This window comes from Pelagibacterium sp. (genome assembly GCF_048264985.1).
Classification (GTDB): domain Bacteria; phylum Pseudomonadota; class Alphaproteobacteria; order Rhizobiales; family Devosiaceae; genus Pelagibacterium.
Genome location: NZ_JBLXCL010000011.1, coordinates 1 through 16,173 on the forward strand (window position 1 = coordinate 1; position 16,173 = coordinate 16,173).

The following is a 16,173-nucleotide window of genomic DNA, read 5'->3' on the forward strand; positions in this document are numbered from 1 at the left end:
TCTCGAAAGGGAGAAGGGATTGACCCTGGCCTTTGAAGGGCGACTAAGCCAAAAATCCCGGATGCATGGGGCAATGACCGCTTCATAATTACAAATCTCAGTGCGGAGCGTTCAGCGCCCCATGCCGTCTATCCCTTCATAGCCCGAGGCGATGTCGCCGTCGGAGGTTGGCGCGTGACCATCAGAAAGAATGGACTTTTAGTTGCGATAACCTCAATGCCCGAGTTCCTCTTCCAGGCGGGACATCAGCCCCGCAGCGCTGCGAGCATAATCTCCGATCCAGCGATCGTGGATGGATTTGATGGGCAGCGCGTTGAGATAGTTCCAGCGCTCGCGACCCTCCTTGCGGGCCACGATCAGCCCCGCGGTTTCGAGCACCTTCATGTGCTGCATTACCGTGCAACGATCGATCTGGGGAAGCAGCGCCACGAGCTGGCCGGTGGTTTTCGGTTCATCCTTGAGGGCATCGAGGATCGCTCGCCGTTTGCGGTCGGCGAGGGCTTTGAAAATCACGTCCGAATCATCATCGCTTGACATGTTATAAATTTATAACATAATTGGCTAAACGCAAGCGGGAGTTGGCGATATGGACTTCAAATTCACGGTATCGGGCCGGATTTCCAAACCGGTTCACGAGGTGTTCGAGGCGGTGGTGGATCCGAAAAAGCTATCGGGCTATTTCACCACCGGGGGTGCCAAGGGCCGGCTGGAAACCGGCGCTACGGTCACCTGGGATTTCCACGATTTCCCGGGCGCGTTCCCGGTCAATGTGGTCGAGGTGGTGCCCGACGAAAAGATCGTCCTCACCTGGGGCGCCGCGCCCGAAGGCGACGACACCGGCAATTACGACACCACGGTCACCATGGTTTTCGAGCCGCTGGACGACAATACCCGCACACTGGTGTCGATCACCGAGGAGGGTTGGAAAGAGACGGAAACGGGTCTCAAATCATCCTATGGCAACTGCGAGGGTTGGACAGGCATGCTCGCTGCCATGAAAGTCTATGTCGAGCACGGCATTAATCTCCGCGAGGGCTTTTACAAGTAAGGAATTCCCATGCCTAACGTGATGGCTCGAACTGAACATCGCTTTTCTGGTCTTTCGGCCGACGCTGTGTATGCGGCCTGGCTCGATCCCGGCGCGGTGCGTTCATGGATGCAGCGCAATCTCGAGCGCACGGGAAGCTCGGCCCGAATTACGGAAATTGACATCGATCCCCGGGTTGGTGGCAGCTACCGATTTTCCGACATTGACGACGAAGGTCAGGAGAATCCCGCCTGGGGTTACTATCGCGAACTGGTGCCCGGCCATCGCATTGTCTTTACCTGGTTTGTCGAACCCGCCGAAGAGGCCGAAGACAACTCGACGGTAACACTTGAATTGCGCCGGGACGGGGCGGGTTGCGTGGCGACCATGACCCATGAAATGGATGCGCAATGGGCCGACTATATTGAGCCGACCGCCAAGGCGTGGAAAGGCATGCTTGAATCCATCGAGGAAAGCGCTTAGCCCGCAAACAGCGCTTCAATCCGCAACTGCGCAATGCGCTCGACCTGGGCGCACGCTGTGGCGAACTCGGCGTCGCGGTCGTTCTCCAGGCGGGCTTTGAATGCCTCAAGGATCGAAGCCTTGGTATTGTCGCGCACGGCGATGATGAAGGGAAAGCCGAACTTTTCCACATAGCGCGTGTTGAGGTCGGTGAAGCGCTCCCGCTCATCATCGGTCAGTGCATCGAGCCCGACCGAGGCCTGTTCCGAGGTTGAATCCGCTGTGAGCCGTTTGGCTGCTGCCAGTTTTCCGGCAAGGCCGGGGTGGGCATTGAGCACGCCGAGCCGCTCATCGTCCGATGCCATGCGGAACTGGTTGCGCAGGGCGAAGTGGATGCCGAGAGGGCTGTCATTGACCGGGCCGAGCTCGGCCTCCCAGGCGCGCTGGGCAATGAAGGGCGAGTGCTCGAACACCCCGCCGAATGTCGCCATAAAGCTCTCGGCATCCATCTGCGAGGGGGCAAGCTTGGGCGGTTGATAGGGGTGATGATCGGCCCAATGCCGGGCAATGTCGATCCGCTTGGCCACCCAGACCTTGTCGAACCCTCTGATGTAATCGACAAACCGCTTAAGCCCCTCGAACCGTCCGGGCTGGCCCACGAGACGGCAGTGCAGACCAATCGACATCATTTTCGGGCTTCCCTCCTCGCCTTCGCGATAGAGGCAATCGAAACTGTCCTTGAGCGCCTGAAAGAACTCCTCGCCATTGGCAAAGCCAGAGGCGGTGACAAACCGCATATCGTTATTCGCCAGCGTGTAGGGAATGATAAGCTGTGGCTTTGCGTTGTGAACCCTCCAGTATGGGAGGTCGTCGTCATAGGTGTCGGAGATATAGGCAAAACCACCCTGTTCCGACACCAGATCCACCGTATTGATCGAACAGCGACCAGTGTACCAGCCTCGTGGTCGTGATCCGGTAGCTACTGTGTGCAGCCGCACCGCCTCTGTGATCTGCGCTGCTTCTTCTTCGCGCTGCATGTCCTTGTGTTCAATCCATTTGAGGCCGTGGGACGCGATCTCCCAATCGGCGTCGAGCATGGCCTGAACCTGGTGGGGGGCGCGCATCAGCGCTGTTGCGACACCATAGACGGTCACGGGCAGTTGGTTTTGCGTGAACATTTGGTGCAGGCGCCAGAAACCGGCGCGGGCGCCATACTCATACATGGATTCGATGTTCGAATGCCGCGCATCTGGCCAGGGCGCAGCGCCGACCACATCGGCCAAAAAAGCCTCGGAGGCCTGATCGCCATGCAGGATGTTGTTTTCGCCACCTTCTTCGTAGTTCAGAACGAATTGCACAGCGATGTTTGCCCCGTCTGGCCAGGCAGCATAGGGGGGATTGGGGCCGTAACCGGCCAGATCGCGGGGGTATCGCATGGCGCACTCAATGATGGGCAGACAAAACTGGTGCCTACCTTAGACACAAATTTTTCGACCATGTGGTAAAAAATTCTGACCACTCCCCCTTTCGCGGGGCAGTTTTTGGGTTGATAGTCGAAGAAAACCAATGGCGCTTGGAGCGGGCATGACCACAACCGGACGGCTGACCACCCACGTTCTCGATACCGCGAACGGAACTCCCGCAAGGGGAATGACCATCGATCTCTATCGGACGAATGGTGAAAATGAAATGCTTGAAAAGTCGGTGGTTACCAATGCTGACGGGCGGTGCGACGGGCCATTGCTGGACGGGGATGAATTAGCGGAAGGGGGATATCGACTAAACTTCCACGTCGGGGAATACTTTAGCAAAATCAATGGTCAGCCGGTCGATTTTCTCGATGTCGTGGCTGTTGATTTCCGGGTAAGCGACGCCGCTTCGCATTACCATGTGCCGCTGCTGGTTTCGCCCTTCGGCTATTCCACCTATCGGGGGAGCTGATCTTGGCGCCTCGTACTGCTATCCGCTTTTATTTGAACGACAATCTGGTCGAGCTCGATACGCTGGAACCGGATCGGACGCTTCTCGATTTCCTGCGTCTGGACTGGGTTTTGCGGGGCACCAAGGAGGGCTGTGCGGAGGGTGATTGCGGGGCATGTACGGTCATTGTTGGCCGCATAAGTGGTGGAGTTGTGCGATATTTGCCTGCAAATGCGTGCATAATTCTGGTTTCGATGCTCGATGGCGCGCATGTGGTGACGGTCGAGCATCTCAAGGGCGCCGATGGCGGCCTGCATCCGGTGCAGCAGGCCATGGTCGACTTCCACGGCAGCCAGTGTGGTTTCTGCACGCCCGGGTTCGTGATGAGCCTTTACGGGCTGTGGCTTTCCAATCCCAATCCAAGCACTTCCGATATTGAAAAGGCGCTGCAGGGCAATTTGTGCCGTTGCACAGGGTATTCTCCGATCGTTCGCGCGGCGCAGGCGGTGTCCAACTATGGTTCGGTGCTGGAAGATGCGCTGAACAGGGAGCGCGAGACGATCGTTGCAAACCTGACAGCGCTCAAGGACGGGCGGAGAGTGGTTGTCGCAGGCAAGGGCGGCAAGACAATCATCCCTGCGGACGTCGATGATCTGGCAGCGGTGCTTGACGAATTGCCTGGGGCTACGATTGTCGCGGGGGCTACCGATGTGGGGCTGTGGGTCACCAAATTCATGCGCGAAATCGCCCCGGTGGTGATCATCGGGCATCTGATGGGCGAGGTGTCCGTCGAGGATGGACGCATCGTTTTCGGAGCCGGGGTGAGCTACGCCAGGGCGTTCGAGACCATCGCCACCCATATTCCGCAGATGGTCGAGTTGTTTGATCGGATCGGCGGCGCGCAGGTGCGGGCCATGGGAACCATCGGGGGCAATATCGCCAATGGCTCGCCGATCGGCGATGCCCCGCCGCCGCTGATCGCGCTGGGGGCCGAGGTTACATTGCGCAAGCGTGATCGCCGCCGTGTCGTCAAGCTCGAAGATTTTTTCATCGCTTACGGCAAGCAGGATCTTGAAAAGGGCGAGTTCGTCGAGAGCGTGTCGGTGCCCGTTCCAGCAAGCGATGAGCTGTTCGGCGTCCATAAGGTCACCAAGCGCCGGGACGAGGATATTACAGCAACGCTCGGGGCGTTCAGGGTGAAAGTTGTTGATGGCCTGGTCGTGGCAGCGACCATCGCTTATGGCGGCATGGCCGGAACGCCCAAGCGGGCAAAGGCTGTTGAAGTTGCGCTGGTCGGTGAAGCCTGGACGCTTGAAAGCATTGAAGCCGCGCTGGGCAGTTTCGATGACGATTTTCAGCCCTTGAGCGACTGGCGGGCAAGTGCGGACTATCGGATGCTGGCGGCCAAGAACCTTTTGAAGCGCTTCTACTTCGAGACTGTTGACGGGCCGAGCCATATCGTCCGGCACGAGGTGGTGTGATGACGGCGCTGGACAACAAGCCTGCAATCCAAGGCGGCGTGCATGTGCCGCAAAAGCACGATTCCGGGCACAAGCATGTGTCGGGCACGGCCGAATATATCGACGACATGCTCGAACCCGCCGGCACCCTGCATGCCTATCTTGGATTGTCGACCAATGCGCATGGCGAAATCCAGTCGCTCGGGCTCGAAGCCGTGCGGCAGGCGCCCGGCGTTGTCGGGGTGCTGACAGCGCACGATGTGCCCGGTCACAACGATATTTCCCAGCCGGGCAAGCATGACGAGCCGATCTTTGCCGAAACGCGCGTGGAGTTTTATGGCCAGCCGCTGTTCGCCGTGGTCGCGACGACCCGCGAAGCGGCGCGGCGGGCGGCGAAACTGGCGCAGGTGAGCTATACCGAACTGCCCTTCGCGCTCGATGTGACCGCCGCGCGCCAGGCGGGCGGCACTTTGGTGACGCCGGGCATGAAGCTCGAACGCGGCGATGTGGCGGCGGGGATGGCGGGCGCGAAACACCGGATCACGGGATCGATGGAAATGGGCGGGCAGGACCATTTCTACCTCGAAGGCCATATCGCCATGGCCATTCCGGGCGAGGACGACGAGGTGACCGTCCATTCCTCCACCCAGCACCCCAGTGAAGTCCAGCACATGGTGGGCCATGCGCTGGGCGTGCCGTCCAACGCGGTCAATGTCGTGGTGCGGCGCATGGGCGGTGGGTTCGGAGGCAAGGAAACGCAGAGCAATCTATTCGCTGCCGTTGCTGCGATTGCGGCGAAAAAGTTCAATCGCGCCGTCAAGATACGGCCCGACCGGGACGATGACATGATCGCGACGGGCAAGCGGCACGATTTCGTTGTCGACTATGAAGTCGGCTATGACGACGAGGGGCGGATCGAGGCCGTCGATGCGGTGTTTGCGGCGCGCTGCGGGTTTTCGGCGGACCTGTCCGGACCGGTGACCGATCGGGCGCTGTTTCATGCCGACAATGCCTATTTCTATCCCAATGTGCGACTGGTCAGCCAACCGCTCAAGACCAACACGGTTTCCAACACCGCGTTTCGCGGGTTCGGCGGGCCGCAGGGCATGGTGGGCTGCGAGCGTTGGATCGAGGATATCGCTTACGCGCTGGGCAAGGATCCGCTCGATATCCGCAGGGCCAATTTCTATGGCGACACCGACCGCAATCTCACGCCCTACCATCAGACCGTAACCGACAACATCATCGGACGGGTGGTCGATGAGCTCGCGGCGAGTTCGGACTATCGCCGGCGACGCGAGGAGATCGTCGCGTTCAACAAGACCTCCCGGGTACTCAAGCGGGGCATCGCGCTGACGCCGGTCAAGTTCGGGATCAGCTTTACCATGACGGCCTTCAACCAGGCCGGAGCGCTGGTCCATGTCTATCGCGACGGCTCGGTCCATCTCAACCATGGCGGCACCGAGATGGGGCAGGGGCTTTACGTCAAGGTGGCGCAGGTTCTGGCCGATTGCTTCCAGATCGATCTCGACAAGGTCAAGATCACGGCAACGACCACCGGCAAGGTACCCAATACCTCGGCCACAGCGGCCTCGTCGGGATCGGACCTCAACGGTATGGCTGCAGCCAATGCCGCCGAGCAGATCAAGGACCGTCTTGTCCGGTTCGCCATGGACAAATTCAACGTGCCCGAGGATGCGATCAGCTTCGAACCCAATTGCGTGATGGTGGGCAATCAGCGGTTCGACTGGGCCGATTTCATCGACCAGGCCTATCTGGCGCGGGTGCAGCTTTCGGCAGCGGGGTTCTACAAGACGCCCGACATCCATTGGGACCGGGCGGCGGGCAAGGGGCAGCCGTTCTTCTATTTCGCCTATGGCGCCGCGTGTTCGGAAGTGGTCGTCGACAGCCTGACCGGTGAATATATGGTCGAGCGGGTCGACGTGCTGCACGATGTGGGCAAGTCGCTCAACCCGGCCATCGATATTGGGCAGATCGAGGGCGGGTTCGTCCAGGGCATGGGCTGGCTGACCACTGAAGAATTGTGGTGGGACCAAAAGGGCCAGCTCAGAACGCACGCGCCGTCGACCTACAAGATTCCCGTGGTGTCGGACGTGCCCAAGACCTTCACGGTCAAGCTGGCTGAATGGTCCGCAAACAAGGCGCCGACAATCCGCCGCTCCAAGGCGGTGGGCGAGCCGCCCTTCATGCTGGCGCTGTCGGTGCTGGAAGCGCTTTCGATGGCGGCAGCGAGCGTAGCCGACTACAAGATTGCACCGCGCATGGACGCGCCGGCCACGCCCGAACGGGTGCTGATGACCATCGAACGGCTCCGGCGCGAGGCGGCGGTGCGGTGAGCGTTACCCCGCAGACACTGCGCGGTTTCCTCGACCGCCACGGGCAGGCCGTGCTTGTCGAAGTGACGGAAGCCAAGGGCTCGACGCCGCGCGAGGCGGGCGCCTGGATGGTGGTGTCGCCGGACGATGAAATCGGCACCATCGGCGGCGGGCAGCTCGAATTTCTGGCTATAAAACGCGCCCGGGAAGCCATTGCGTCAGGCGAAGCTGTGGCCGCCCTCGATATCCCGCTCGGGCCAGAGATCGGCCAGTGCTGCGGCGGACGGGTGGCCATCGGCATGCGCGCTGTCGATGCGGATGTTGCCCAGGATGTACGGGTGCGGGCCGAAAAAGCCTATATGGCGCGGCCCCATGTCTATGTCTTTGGCGCGGGACATGTGGGCAATGCGCTGGGGCAGGCGCTGTCGCTTTTGCCGCTGCGCACGCTGGTTGTGGACAACCGCGCCGCCGAGATTGCCAAGGTCCCCCAAGGGGTGGAAGCCCGGCATGTTCCGGTGGCCGAAGCGCTGGTGCGCGAAGCACCTTCAGGATCGTGCTTTGTGGTTCTCACCCACGATCACGGGCTCGATTTTCTCATCGCGTCCGAAGCGCTGATGCGTGAAGATGCGGCTTATGTGGGGATGATCGGATCTAAGACCAAAAAGGCCACGTTCAAAAGCTGGCTTTCCGACATGGAGCTGGATACGGGGATGGTCGGACGGCTGGCCATGCCGATTGGCGGGCCCGATGTTGCCGACAAGCGGCCCGAGGTGATCGCGGCGCTGACGGCGGCGGAGATTTTAAGAGCCCTTGCAGGGCGGGATTCAGAGTTGGGGCAATATCAAAAATGACCGATTTCACGCTGTTGTGGGAATGGATGGCGTTTGCCGTGCGCTGGTCCCATGTGATTGTGGGGATCGCCTGGATCGGTTCGTCCTTCTATTTCATCGCGCTCGATCTTGGGCTGCGCAAGCATGCCGATCTGCCGGCAGGGGTGCAGGGCGAAGAGTGGCAGGTGCATGGGGGCGGGTTCTACCACATCAACAAGTATATGGTCGCGCCACCCAATCTGCCCGAGCACCTGATCTGGTTCAAATGGGAAAGTTATACGACCTGGCTGACCGGCTTTGCGATGCTGATCATCGTTTATTACGCCGGGGCAGACCTGTTTTTGATCGACCGGACGGTATTCGATATCGATGTGCCAGCGGCGATCGGGCTTTCTCTGGCCTCACTCGCTATTGGTTGGGTGTTGTACGATCTGCTGTGCAAGTCGCCGCTGGGCAAGAGCCAGAACGGTCTTATGATCGTTCTGTTTGTCATCCTGCTGGTTATGTCCTGGGGCTATATGCAGGTGTTCACCGGTCGGGCTGCCTTCCTGCATATGGGAGCATTTACCGCCACCATTATGTCGGCCAACGTCTTCTTCATCATCATTCCCAATCAAAAGAAAATCGTCGCGTCAATGAAGGCGGGCGAGGCCCCCGATCCGGCCCTTGGCGCGCAGAGCAAGCAGCGCAGCGTCCACAACAATTACCTGACGTTGCCGGTTCTGTTCTTCATGCTCTCGAACCATTATCCGCTGGCATTCGCGACTGAATACAGCTGGGCGATAGCCGGGCTGATCTTTCTGATCGGTGTTCTGATCCGGCATTTTTTCAACACCATGCATTCCACCGGGCGGCGCGAATACTGGACGTTCGGGCTGGCGCTTGTGCTGTTCATCGGCATCATCTGGCTGTCAAGCTACCCCAAGACACAGGACGTCGGCGAAGAGGTGGCGCTAAGCGCGACCGCTCAGACCTTCCTCGACGATGCCCATTTCGAGCAGGCATCCCAAATCGTGCTTGGTCGCTGCTCAATGTGCCACGCTGCCGAGCCTGCCTATGAGGGCGTCGATATGGCGCCAAAAGATGTGCGGCTTGATACGCCCAATTTGATTGCCGCCCATGCAAGGGAGATTTATGTCCAGTCGGCGCGCAGCCACGCAATGCCGCCGGGCAATGTTTCATTTATGACCGATGCAGAGCGCGAGCTGCTCACTGTATGGTATCAATCGGTGACCGGGGAGCGGAGCCTGTGACAGCCAAAATCCTGCGCGGTCGCGTCCTGACTTTTGTTGCTGAACCTTCCGGTGCAGACGACCATGCGAGCTACCGTTATCTCGAAGATGGCGCGGTGGTTGTCGAACACGGCAAGATCGTTTCGGTCGGCGAATGGCATGAAGGGCTCAAACAACTGGTCGCGCCCAAAGCGGAAGTTATCGACCATCGGCCCGGCTTGCTTATGGCCGGCTTTATCGACACACACATCCATTACCCCCAGATGCAAGTGATCGGGTCTTATGCCAAGGACCTGCTCGAATGGCTCAATATCTATACCTTCGTTGAGGAGCAGCGCTTTGCCGATGCCGGTCATGCCGCGCGGATCGCATCGCTGTTTTGCGACGAATTGGTGCGGTATGGCACGACGACTGCGGCGGTTTATTGCTCGGTGCACCCGCAATCGGCCGATGCGTTTTTCGCAGAGGCGAGAAAGCGCGACATGCGCATGATAGCTGGCAAGATCATGATGGATCGCAACGCGCCAGACGAGCTTCTCGATACGCCGCAGCGCGGCTATGACGAGAGCAAGGCGCTGCTCGAAAAGTGGGATGGTGTGGGGCGGCTTCATTACGCGATAACGCCACGGTTTGCGCTGACTTCGACCCATGAGCAAATGGAAATGACCCAGGATCTGGTGCGGCAATTCCCAGACGCCTATATGCAGACCCATGTGAACGAAAGTTTAGGAGAAATCGCGTTCGCCAAGGAGTTGTTTCCCAACCTGCCCGATTATGTCGGCATTTATGAGCACTATGGATTGCTTGGCCCCAGAACGCTACTCGGTCATTGCATTCACATGAATGATCGTGAAATCGATGCGATGTCGGAGACCGGTTCGGTGGCCGTGTTCTGTCCGACCTCCAATCTGTTCATCGGGTCTGGACTTTTCGATCGCGAGCGATTGATGGCGTCCAATGTGCGGATCGGGGTCGCGACCGACGTTGGGGGCGGCACCTCATACTCTATGCTGCGTACGCTCGATGAGGGCTACAAGGTGCTGCAGTTACGCGGACAGCGCATGTCGCCGCTGGAGAGTTTTTTCATGATGACATTGGGCAATGCGCGGGCGCTATCGCTCGAAAACACGATTGGTACGCTGGCGCCGGGTGCCGATGCAGACATCGTGGTGCTTGACGCAAGGGCGCTGCCGCACATGACCCTCAAGATGGAACAGGTGGAAACGCTCACCGAAGAGTTGTTCCTGCTCCAGACATGCGGGGATGACAGAGTCATAGCCGAAACCTACGTGGCCGGCGAAGCGGCCAAGGCGCGCCTGAGCTGATTTCCGCATCGTGGAAGGGTTTTTATTGTAGCTTGGCGAGAACCGGTTTGCGCGCTACCGGCAGTAAACGATGAGGAGAGAGCCGATGAGTAGCTATGTCACACGCGCTGGATTGCAGGTCGATGAGCAGCTTGCCAGTTTCGTCGAGCACGAAGCGCTCAATGGGATCGATGTTGCCTCGGATAGCTTTTGGGCAGGGTTTGCCGAACTTGTCGCCGCCTACATGCCGGGCAACCGTGAACTATTGGAAATCCGCGACAGGATGCAGAACCAAATCGATGATTGGCATCGTGACAATGGCGCAGTCGCGCAGGACCCTTCCGGCTATCAGTCATTTCTGCGCGAGATCAAATATCTCGAAGACGAGCCGGACGATTTCGCAATTGAAACTGAAAATCTCGATCCCGAAATCGCCTCGCTATGCGGGCCGCAATTGGTGGTGCCTGTATCAAACGCGCGCTACGCGCTCAATGCTGCCAATGCCCGCTGGGGCAGCCTTTACGATGCGCTCTATGGAACCGACGTCATCTCACGCGACGGCGACCTTGCGCCCGGTCACGCGTATAATGCCAAGCGCGGTGCTGAAGTGTTTGCGCGGGCAGGGCATTTTCTGGACGAGGCGTTTCCCTTGCTTGGTGTCAAGCATTGGGCCGTAACATCTTATGGCGTCGATACTTCGGACGATGTTGCGAAGCTGGTGATCGAGAGCCAGGATGGGCCGGCCAGGCTGGCCTATGGCGATGCGTTCGCCGGCTATTCACGCGATGGCGACGTGCTCCGAATTCTGCTCCGGCACCATGGGCTGCATGTCGAGCTGGTGATCGATGCCAACCACCATGTCGGCAAGGATCATCCGGCCCATCTTGCCGATGTGGTCATAGAGAGCGCACTCACCACGATCCAGGATTGCGAGGATTCGGTTGCCGCAGTGGATGCCGAAGACAAGGTTGGCGTGTATCGCAACTGGCTTGGCCTGATGAAGGGCGATCTGGCCGATACGTTCAAAAAGGATGGAAAATCGGTTACGCGGACGCTTAATGCCGATCGCGAATATGCGGCACCCGATGGGGCGCCGCTGACGCTCAAGGGGCGCGCTTTGCTTCTTGTGCGCAATGTCGGACATCTGATGACCACCGATGCCGTGTGTGATGCAGAGGGCCAGCCGATCGGCGAAGGGCTTATGGATGCGCTTATCACAGCGCTCTGCGCCATGCATGACCTCAAGCGCAGCGCCAACTCAACAACCGGGTCGATCTATATCGTAAAGCCTAAGATGCACGGGCCGACCGAAGTGCTGTTTGCGTGCAATGTGTTCGGTGAAGTCGAAAAGATCCTCGGTCTCGCGCACAACACAATCAAGATCGGCATAATGGACGAGGAGCGCCGGACTTCGGCAAACCTTAAGGCCTGTATCCATGCTGCACGCGAGCGCGTGTTCTTCATCAATACAGGATTTCTCGACCGTACAGGCGATGAAATCCATACATCGATGGAAGCGGGTCCAGTGCTGCTCAAGGACCAGATCAAGGCCGAGCGCTGGATCGGGGCCTATGAAGACCGCAATGTCACTATCGGAATTGCCTGCGGACTGTCTGGCCGAGCACAGATCGGCAAAGGCATGTGGGCACGGCCCGATGACATGGCGGCGATGATGGAGCAGAAGATCGGCCATCCCAAATCGGGCGCAAATTGTGCCTGGGTGCCCTCGCCAACTGCGGGGACGTTGCATGCGCTGCACTATCACCAGATTGACGTGTTTGATGCCCAGAAACGCCGCCACAACGAACCGATTCCGAGCCTCGACGATCTCTTTTCAATGCCGGTGCTTGATCCAGCAACGCTGAGTGACGAGCAGATCCAGCGTGAACTCGAAAATAATGCGCAGGGCATTCTGGGCTATGTGGTGCGTTGGGTCGATGCCGGGGTAGGGTGCTCGAAGGTGCCCGACATCAATGATGTGGGGCTGATGGAAGACCGCGCCACATGCCGGATTTCCTCACAAGCGATTGCCAATTGGCTCTGGCACGGCGTGGTGACACAAGACGAAGTCGTAGCGACTTTTGCGCGGATGGCAAAAGTTGTAGACGAACAGAACAAGAGCGACCCGAGTTATCAGGCCATGAGCAGCGATCCTGAACATTCGATTGCGTTTCAGGCCGCTTTGGCCCTGGCGCTTGAGGGCACCGAACAACCCTCGGGCTATACTGAGCCGTTGCTGCATGCCAAACGCGCTGAAAAGAAGGCTGAGGGCCAGAACCGCTGAGAGGTTTTTCGCTTTCTATTGAGCGAAAAACTCCGACGGCAAAGAATTTTCAGGACGACTTCTTGTCGCGGCGACTTCGGCGCCAGAGGTGCCATTGGCGTTCGCCTCGCAATATGATGCCGTTCATCGGACGCTGCATGAACGGCAGATCTATGGACAGCAACAGAAGGCCGAGCGGCAGCATCCACAGCCCGAGCACTGGTAGAAAGGCCAGTAAGCCGCCAAGGCAGAAGAGGATGCCAAGAGGGATGCGAATGAGCATCGCCCAAGGCTGGCGCAGGATGTAAATCACCATCGCGAAGCGGGGAAACCGCGCTTCGAGGCGGAGGAACAGGCGTTCGAGGCGGGTCCGCTCTTTGGTCATGTTCTATGAGATAAGAGAGAAAATGGCTTTATCAAGCCAGCCGAAACTCAAACTGCTCACGAAACAAAGTCGAAAGCACCGACGTCGAACAGGCCATTGTCTGTCATTTTCAGGTGAGGGATCACCGGAAGGGCAAGGAAGGCCACCTGGAGGAAGGGTTCGGATAACGAACAATCGAGCGCCTTGGCAGCCTTGCGCAAGTGCTCGAGATGCTCGGTGACCATCTCAAAAGGCTCAAGGCTCATCAACCCGGCAATTGGCAGGGCCAGGTCCGCGAGGATTTCGCCCTCGCAGGCAACCGCAAAACCACCGCCGATTTCGATGAGGCGGTTGACGGCCAGCGCCATATCCTCATCGGTCACGCCAACAACCGTGATGTTGTGGCTATCATGACCGACGGACGAGGCGATGGCGCCGCGTTTGAGGCCAAAGCCCTTTACAAATGAGCGGCCTATATTGCCATTGATGCCATGGCGTTCGATCACCGCGACCTTTATGACGTCTGCGCGGGTGTCTGGCTTAAGGCCAGTCTCGTCGCTGGCCAGAGCCGCACTTTCACGGAAGGTGAGGATGAGGCCAGGCTTGACGCCGATGACCGGCACCTCGTTCTTGCCGGCAGTGAGTTCTGTGATGAATGCTGAAGGTTCTACCGGTCTGGCCTTCATGGATTGGAGGCCCACCGGGGCTACGTCCTTACGCGATGCCCAAATGTCCTGGGTCACAAGGCGTCCAGCCGAAACGACGTCGGATACTGTGCACTCTTCAAGGCTATCGAGCAGGGCAATATCGGCTTTCCAACCCGGCGCGACATGCCCACGGTCCTTGAGGCCGAAAATCCGTGCTGCGGAATGAGAGGCAGCGCGATAGACGTGATGGGTCGGGCACCCATGAGCGATCAATCGCCGGATCGAGGAATCGAGATGCCCTTCTTCCGCGATGTCGAGCGGATTGCGATCATCGGTGCATAGCGCGACGAATGCTGATGTGTTGGCGTCGAGAATTTCGGCCAAGGCATCGAGATCTTTTGACACCGAGCCCTCGCGAATGAGAATGGCCATGCCCTTGGCGAGCTTCTCGCGCGCTTCTTTGGCGCTGGTGGCTTCATGGTCGGTACGAATACCAGCAGCGAGATAGGCGTTGAGATCGACGCCCGACAACAGCGGAGCGTGGCCGTCCATATGTCGGTGCTGGAAGGCTTCGAGCTTGGCAAGAATGCCCGGATCGCAATTAATCACACCAGGAAAATTCATCATCTCGGCGAGGCCGATGATTTTGGGATGGTCCGCAAACGGCAGGAGGTCTTCGATCTCGAGCCTTGCACCTGCCGTCTCGAACGGGGTGGCGGGCACGCACGATGAAAGATTGATGCGGATGTCCATGATGGATTGCTCGGCGCAATCGAGAAAATACCGGATGCCGCTGGCGCCAAGAACGTTGGCAATCTCATGGGGGTCGCAGATGGCGGTGGTGACGCCGTGCGGAAGAACGCATCGGTCGAATTCGAGCGGTGTGACGAGGGAGGATTCGATATGGAGGTGAGTATCAATGAATCCGGGGACCGCAAACCGATCTGCTCCATCGATTTCGGTCGTGCCACTATAGGTGCCGTGCGTGCCCACGATACGGTCTGCGACGATGGCGATATCCGTGCGGGTGATCTCACCGGTAATGATATCGAGCCGTTGGACGTTCTTGATGACCAGTTCCGCAGGATCGAGACCGCGTCCGGCGCGGATCATACGGGCGAGAGTTGCTTCGTCGGTCATCGCTTGTCTTTCGTTTTCTTGTCGTAGTCAGGGTGTCGCGGGCCGTAGGCCCGGTCAAGAAACAAAAGCGGCGGCATTGCTGCCGCCGCCTTCGATTGATCTCAATTTCAGCGCTTACTGAGGAAGCTGGTCATCGACGCCGTCAACATAGAAGTTGAGGCCCAGCAGTGTGCCGTCATCGGCCTTTTCGCCCTCGGCGAGCCATACAGTGCCATCCTGCTTGGTAATCGGACCGGTGAAGACAAAGAGTTCACCGGACATAATGGCTTCTTCTGTTTCCTCGGCCAGAGCAGCGACCTCTTCAGGCATGTTGGTATAGGGGGCCATTGTCAGGATGCCGTCGACCAGACCGTCCCAGCTGTCCGAAGTCTCCCACGTGCCGTCGATAACCGCGCCGACGCGTTCGATGTAGTATGGCGCCCAGGTGTCGACGATTGCCGTCAACTGGGTTTCCGGCCCGGCTTCGATCATGTCGGAAGCCTGACCGAACGCCTTGATGCCTCGGGCCGCAGCTTCTTGCATTGGGGCGGTAGAATCTGTGTGCTGGGTGATGATGTCGACGCCCTGATCCATCAGAACCTTGGCAGCATCGGCCTCTTCGCCGGGATCGTACCAGGAGTTCGCCCAGACAACCTTGACGGCAAAATCGGGGTTGATCGACTGTGCGCCAAGCATGAAGGCGTTGATGCCCTGCACAACTTCGGGGATCGGGAACGAGCCGATATAGCCGGCGACCCCGGCTTCCGAGAGCGAGGCTGCGATGACGCCCTGGATATAGCGGCCCTCATAAAAGCGCGAGTTGTAGACCGAGACGTTTGGCGTTGTCTTGTAACCGGTTGCATGTTCGAACAGCACTTCAGGGAAGCGCTCGGCGACCGCGATGGTGGGGTCCATGAAGCCAAACGAGGTTGTGAAGATGATGTCGCAGCCGGAGCGAGCCATGCGCTCGATTGCGCCTGCGGATGTCGCTTCGGCAACATTCTCGATGTAGCGGGTTTCCACGGCATCGCCGTATTCTTCTTCGACAGCCAGGCGCGCAATGTCATGGGCCTGGCTCCAGCCGCCATCGGTGTGCGAGCCAACATAGACAAAGCAGGCTTCGACGGGCGCGTCTTGCGCGACGGCAGCAGGAACCAGCGTCAGCGACAGCGCAGTGGCTGCCGCAAGGGTTGAGAGAAGCGTTTTCAT

At 58.9% G+C, this 16,173-nt stretch carries 14 protein-coding genes; 9 read left to right on the top strand and 5 right to left on the bottom strand.

Annotated elements, in window-relative coordinates; all coding sequences use genetic code 11:
• Positions 1-213 precede the first annotated feature (213 nt).
• Positions 214-537, bottom strand: a complete 324-nt coding sequence (locus ACN0TA_RS17045) for an ArsR/SmtB family transcription factor (RefSeq protein WP_417585168.1) — start codon at positions 535-537, stop codon at positions 214-216.
• A gap of 49 nt (positions 538-586) precedes the next feature.
• On the opposite strand from ACN0TA_RS17045, the gene ACN0TA_RS17050 reads away from it, so the two are divergent.
• Positions 587-1,048, top strand: a complete 462-nt coding sequence (locus tag ACN0TA_RS17050; RefSeq protein WP_417585170.1) for an SRPBCC family protein — start codon at positions 587-589, stop codon at positions 1,046-1,048.
• Between the two features lie 9 nt (positions 1,049-1,057).
• Entirely contained in the window at positions 1,058-1,510 is a 453-nt protein-coding gene (locus tag ACN0TA_RS17055; protein WP_417585172.1) for an SRPBCC family protein, read from the top strand.
• On the opposite strand, the gene puuE is transcribed toward ACN0TA_RS17055, so the two are convergent.
• Positions 1,507-2,925, bottom strand: coding sequence for an allantoinase PuuE (gene puuE / locus ACN0TA_RS17060; RefSeq protein ID WP_417585174.1), 1,419 nt, complete (start codon positions 2,923-2,925; stop codon positions 1,507-1,509). The two genes, ACN0TA_RS17055 and puuE, sit on opposite strands and share 4 nt — an antisense overlap.
• A 148-nt stretch (positions 2,926-3,073) precedes the next feature.
• On the opposite strand from puuE, the gene uraH reads away from it, so the two are divergent.
• The 7 genes from uraH to ACN0TA_RS17095 all read left to right on the top strand — a co-directional run bounded on the left by uraH (position 3,074) and on the right by ACN0TA_RS17095 (position 12,855).
• Positions 3,074-3,430 carry a hydroxyisourate hydrolase gene (gene uraH, locus ACN0TA_RS17065; RefSeq protein ID WP_417585176.1) on the top strand — a complete coding sequence of 119 codons (357 nt, stop codon included), beginning with the start codon at positions 3,074-3,076 and terminating at the stop codon, positions 3,428-3,430.
• Between the two features lie 2 nt (positions 3,431-3,432).
• Entirely contained in the window at positions 3,433-4,890 is a 1,458-nt protein-coding gene (gene xdhA / locus ACN0TA_RS17070; protein WP_417585178.1) for a xanthine dehydrogenase small subunit, read from the top strand.
• Positions 4,890-7,226: a xanthine dehydrogenase molybdopterin binding subunit gene (xdhB, locus tag ACN0TA_RS17075; RefSeq protein WP_417585180.1), complete on the top strand. Its 2,337-nt coding sequence runs from the start codon at positions 4,890-4,892 to the stop codon at positions 7,224-7,226. The genes xdhA and xdhB overlap by 1 nt, the downstream gene beginning before the upstream one ends.
• Positions 7,223-8,056 (top strand): xanthine dehydrogenase accessory protein XdhC, encoded by an 834-nt coding sequence (gene xdhC, locus ACN0TA_RS17080; RefSeq protein ID WP_417585182.1) that lies wholly within the window; start codon positions 7,223-7,225, stop codon positions 8,054-8,056. Before xdhB ends, xdhC begins: the two co-directional genes overlap by 4 nt.
• A complete protein-coding gene (locus tag ACN0TA_RS17085) occupies positions 8,053-9,288 on the top strand; it encodes a urate hydroxylase PuuD (RefSeq protein ID WP_417585184.1) in 1,236 nt (411 codons plus the stop codon). Before xdhC ends, ACN0TA_RS17085 begins: the two co-directional genes overlap by 4 nt.
• On the top strand, positions 9,285-10,592 hold the full coding sequence (gene guaD, locus ACN0TA_RS17090) for a guanine deaminase (protein WP_417585186.1): 1,308 nt from the start codon (positions 9,285-9,287) through the stop codon (positions 10,590-10,592). Before ACN0TA_RS17085 ends, guaD begins: the two co-directional genes overlap by 4 nt.
• 70 nt (positions 10,593-10,662) lie before the next feature.
• Complete coding sequence (locus ACN0TA_RS17095; protein ID WP_417585188.1) at positions 10,663-12,855, top strand: malate synthase G; 2,193 nt, start codon at positions 10,663-10,665, stop codon at positions 12,853-12,855.
• A 49-nt stretch (positions 12,856-12,904) separates the two neighbouring features.
• On the opposite strand, the gene ACN0TA_RS17100 is transcribed toward ACN0TA_RS17095, so the two are convergent.
• The 3 genes from ACN0TA_RS17100 to ACN0TA_RS17110 form a co-directional block, all read right to left on the bottom strand.
• On the bottom strand, positions 12,905-13,219 hold the full coding sequence (locus ACN0TA_RS17100; RefSeq protein ID WP_417585190.1) for a hypothetical protein: 315 nt from the start codon (positions 13,217-13,219) through the stop codon (positions 12,905-12,907).
• 56 nt (positions 13,220-13,275) lie between these two features.
• Positions 13,276-14,985 carry an adenine deaminase gene (gene ade, locus ACN0TA_RS17105; RefSeq protein ID WP_417585192.1) on the bottom strand — a complete coding sequence of 570 codons (1,710 nt, stop codon included), beginning with the start codon at positions 14,983-14,985 and terminating at the stop codon, positions 13,276-13,278.
• A 114-nt stretch (positions 14,986-15,099) separates the two neighbouring features.
• Positions 15,100-16,173, bottom strand: coding sequence for a BMP family ABC transporter substrate-binding protein (locus tag ACN0TA_RS17110; protein ID WP_417585194.1), 1,074 nt, complete (start codon positions 16,171-16,173; stop codon positions 15,100-15,102).

Coding starts and splice junctions, on each gene's coding strand:
- ACN0TA_RS17050 (WP_417585170.1), top strand. CDS start 587: ATGGACTTCAAATTCACGGTATCGGGCCGGATTTCCAAACCGGTTCAC.
- ACN0TA_RS17095 (WP_417585188.1), top strand. CDS start 10,663: ATGAGGAGAGAGCCGATGAGTAGCTATGTCACACGCGCTGGATTGCAG.
- ACN0TA_RS17085 (WP_417585184.1), top strand. CDS start 8,053: ATGACCGATTTCACGCTGTTGTGGGAATGGATGGCGTTTGCCGTGCGC.
- uraH (WP_417585176.1), top strand. CDS start 3,074: ATGACCACAACCGGACGGCTGACCACCCACGTTCTCGATACCGCGAAC.
- ACN0TA_RS17045 (WP_417585168.1), bottom strand. CDS start 537: ATGTCAAGCGATGATGATTCGGACGTGATTTTCAAAGCCCTCGCCGAC.
- xdhB (WP_417585180.1), top strand. CDS start 4,890: ATGACGGCGCTGGACAACAAGCCTGCAATCCAAGGCGGCGTGCATGTG.
- ACN0TA_RS17100 (WP_417585190.1), bottom strand. CDS start 13,219: ATGACCAAAGAGCGGACCCGCCTCGAACGCCTGTTCCTCCGCCTCGAA.
- ACN0TA_RS17055 (WP_417585172.1), top strand. CDS start 1,058: ATGCCTAACGTGATGGCTCGAACTGAACATCGCTTTTCTGGTCTTTCG.
- ACN0TA_RS17110 (WP_417585194.1), bottom strand. CDS start 16,173: ATGAAAACGCTTCTCTCAACCCTTGCGGCAGCCACTGCGCTGTCGCTG.
- puuE (WP_417585174.1), bottom strand. CDS start 2,925: ATGCGATACCCCCGCGATCTGGCCGGTTACGGCCCCAATCCCCCCTAT.
- ade (WP_417585192.1), bottom strand. CDS start 14,985: ATGACCGACGAAGCAACTCTCGCCCGTATGATCCGCGCCGGACGCGGT.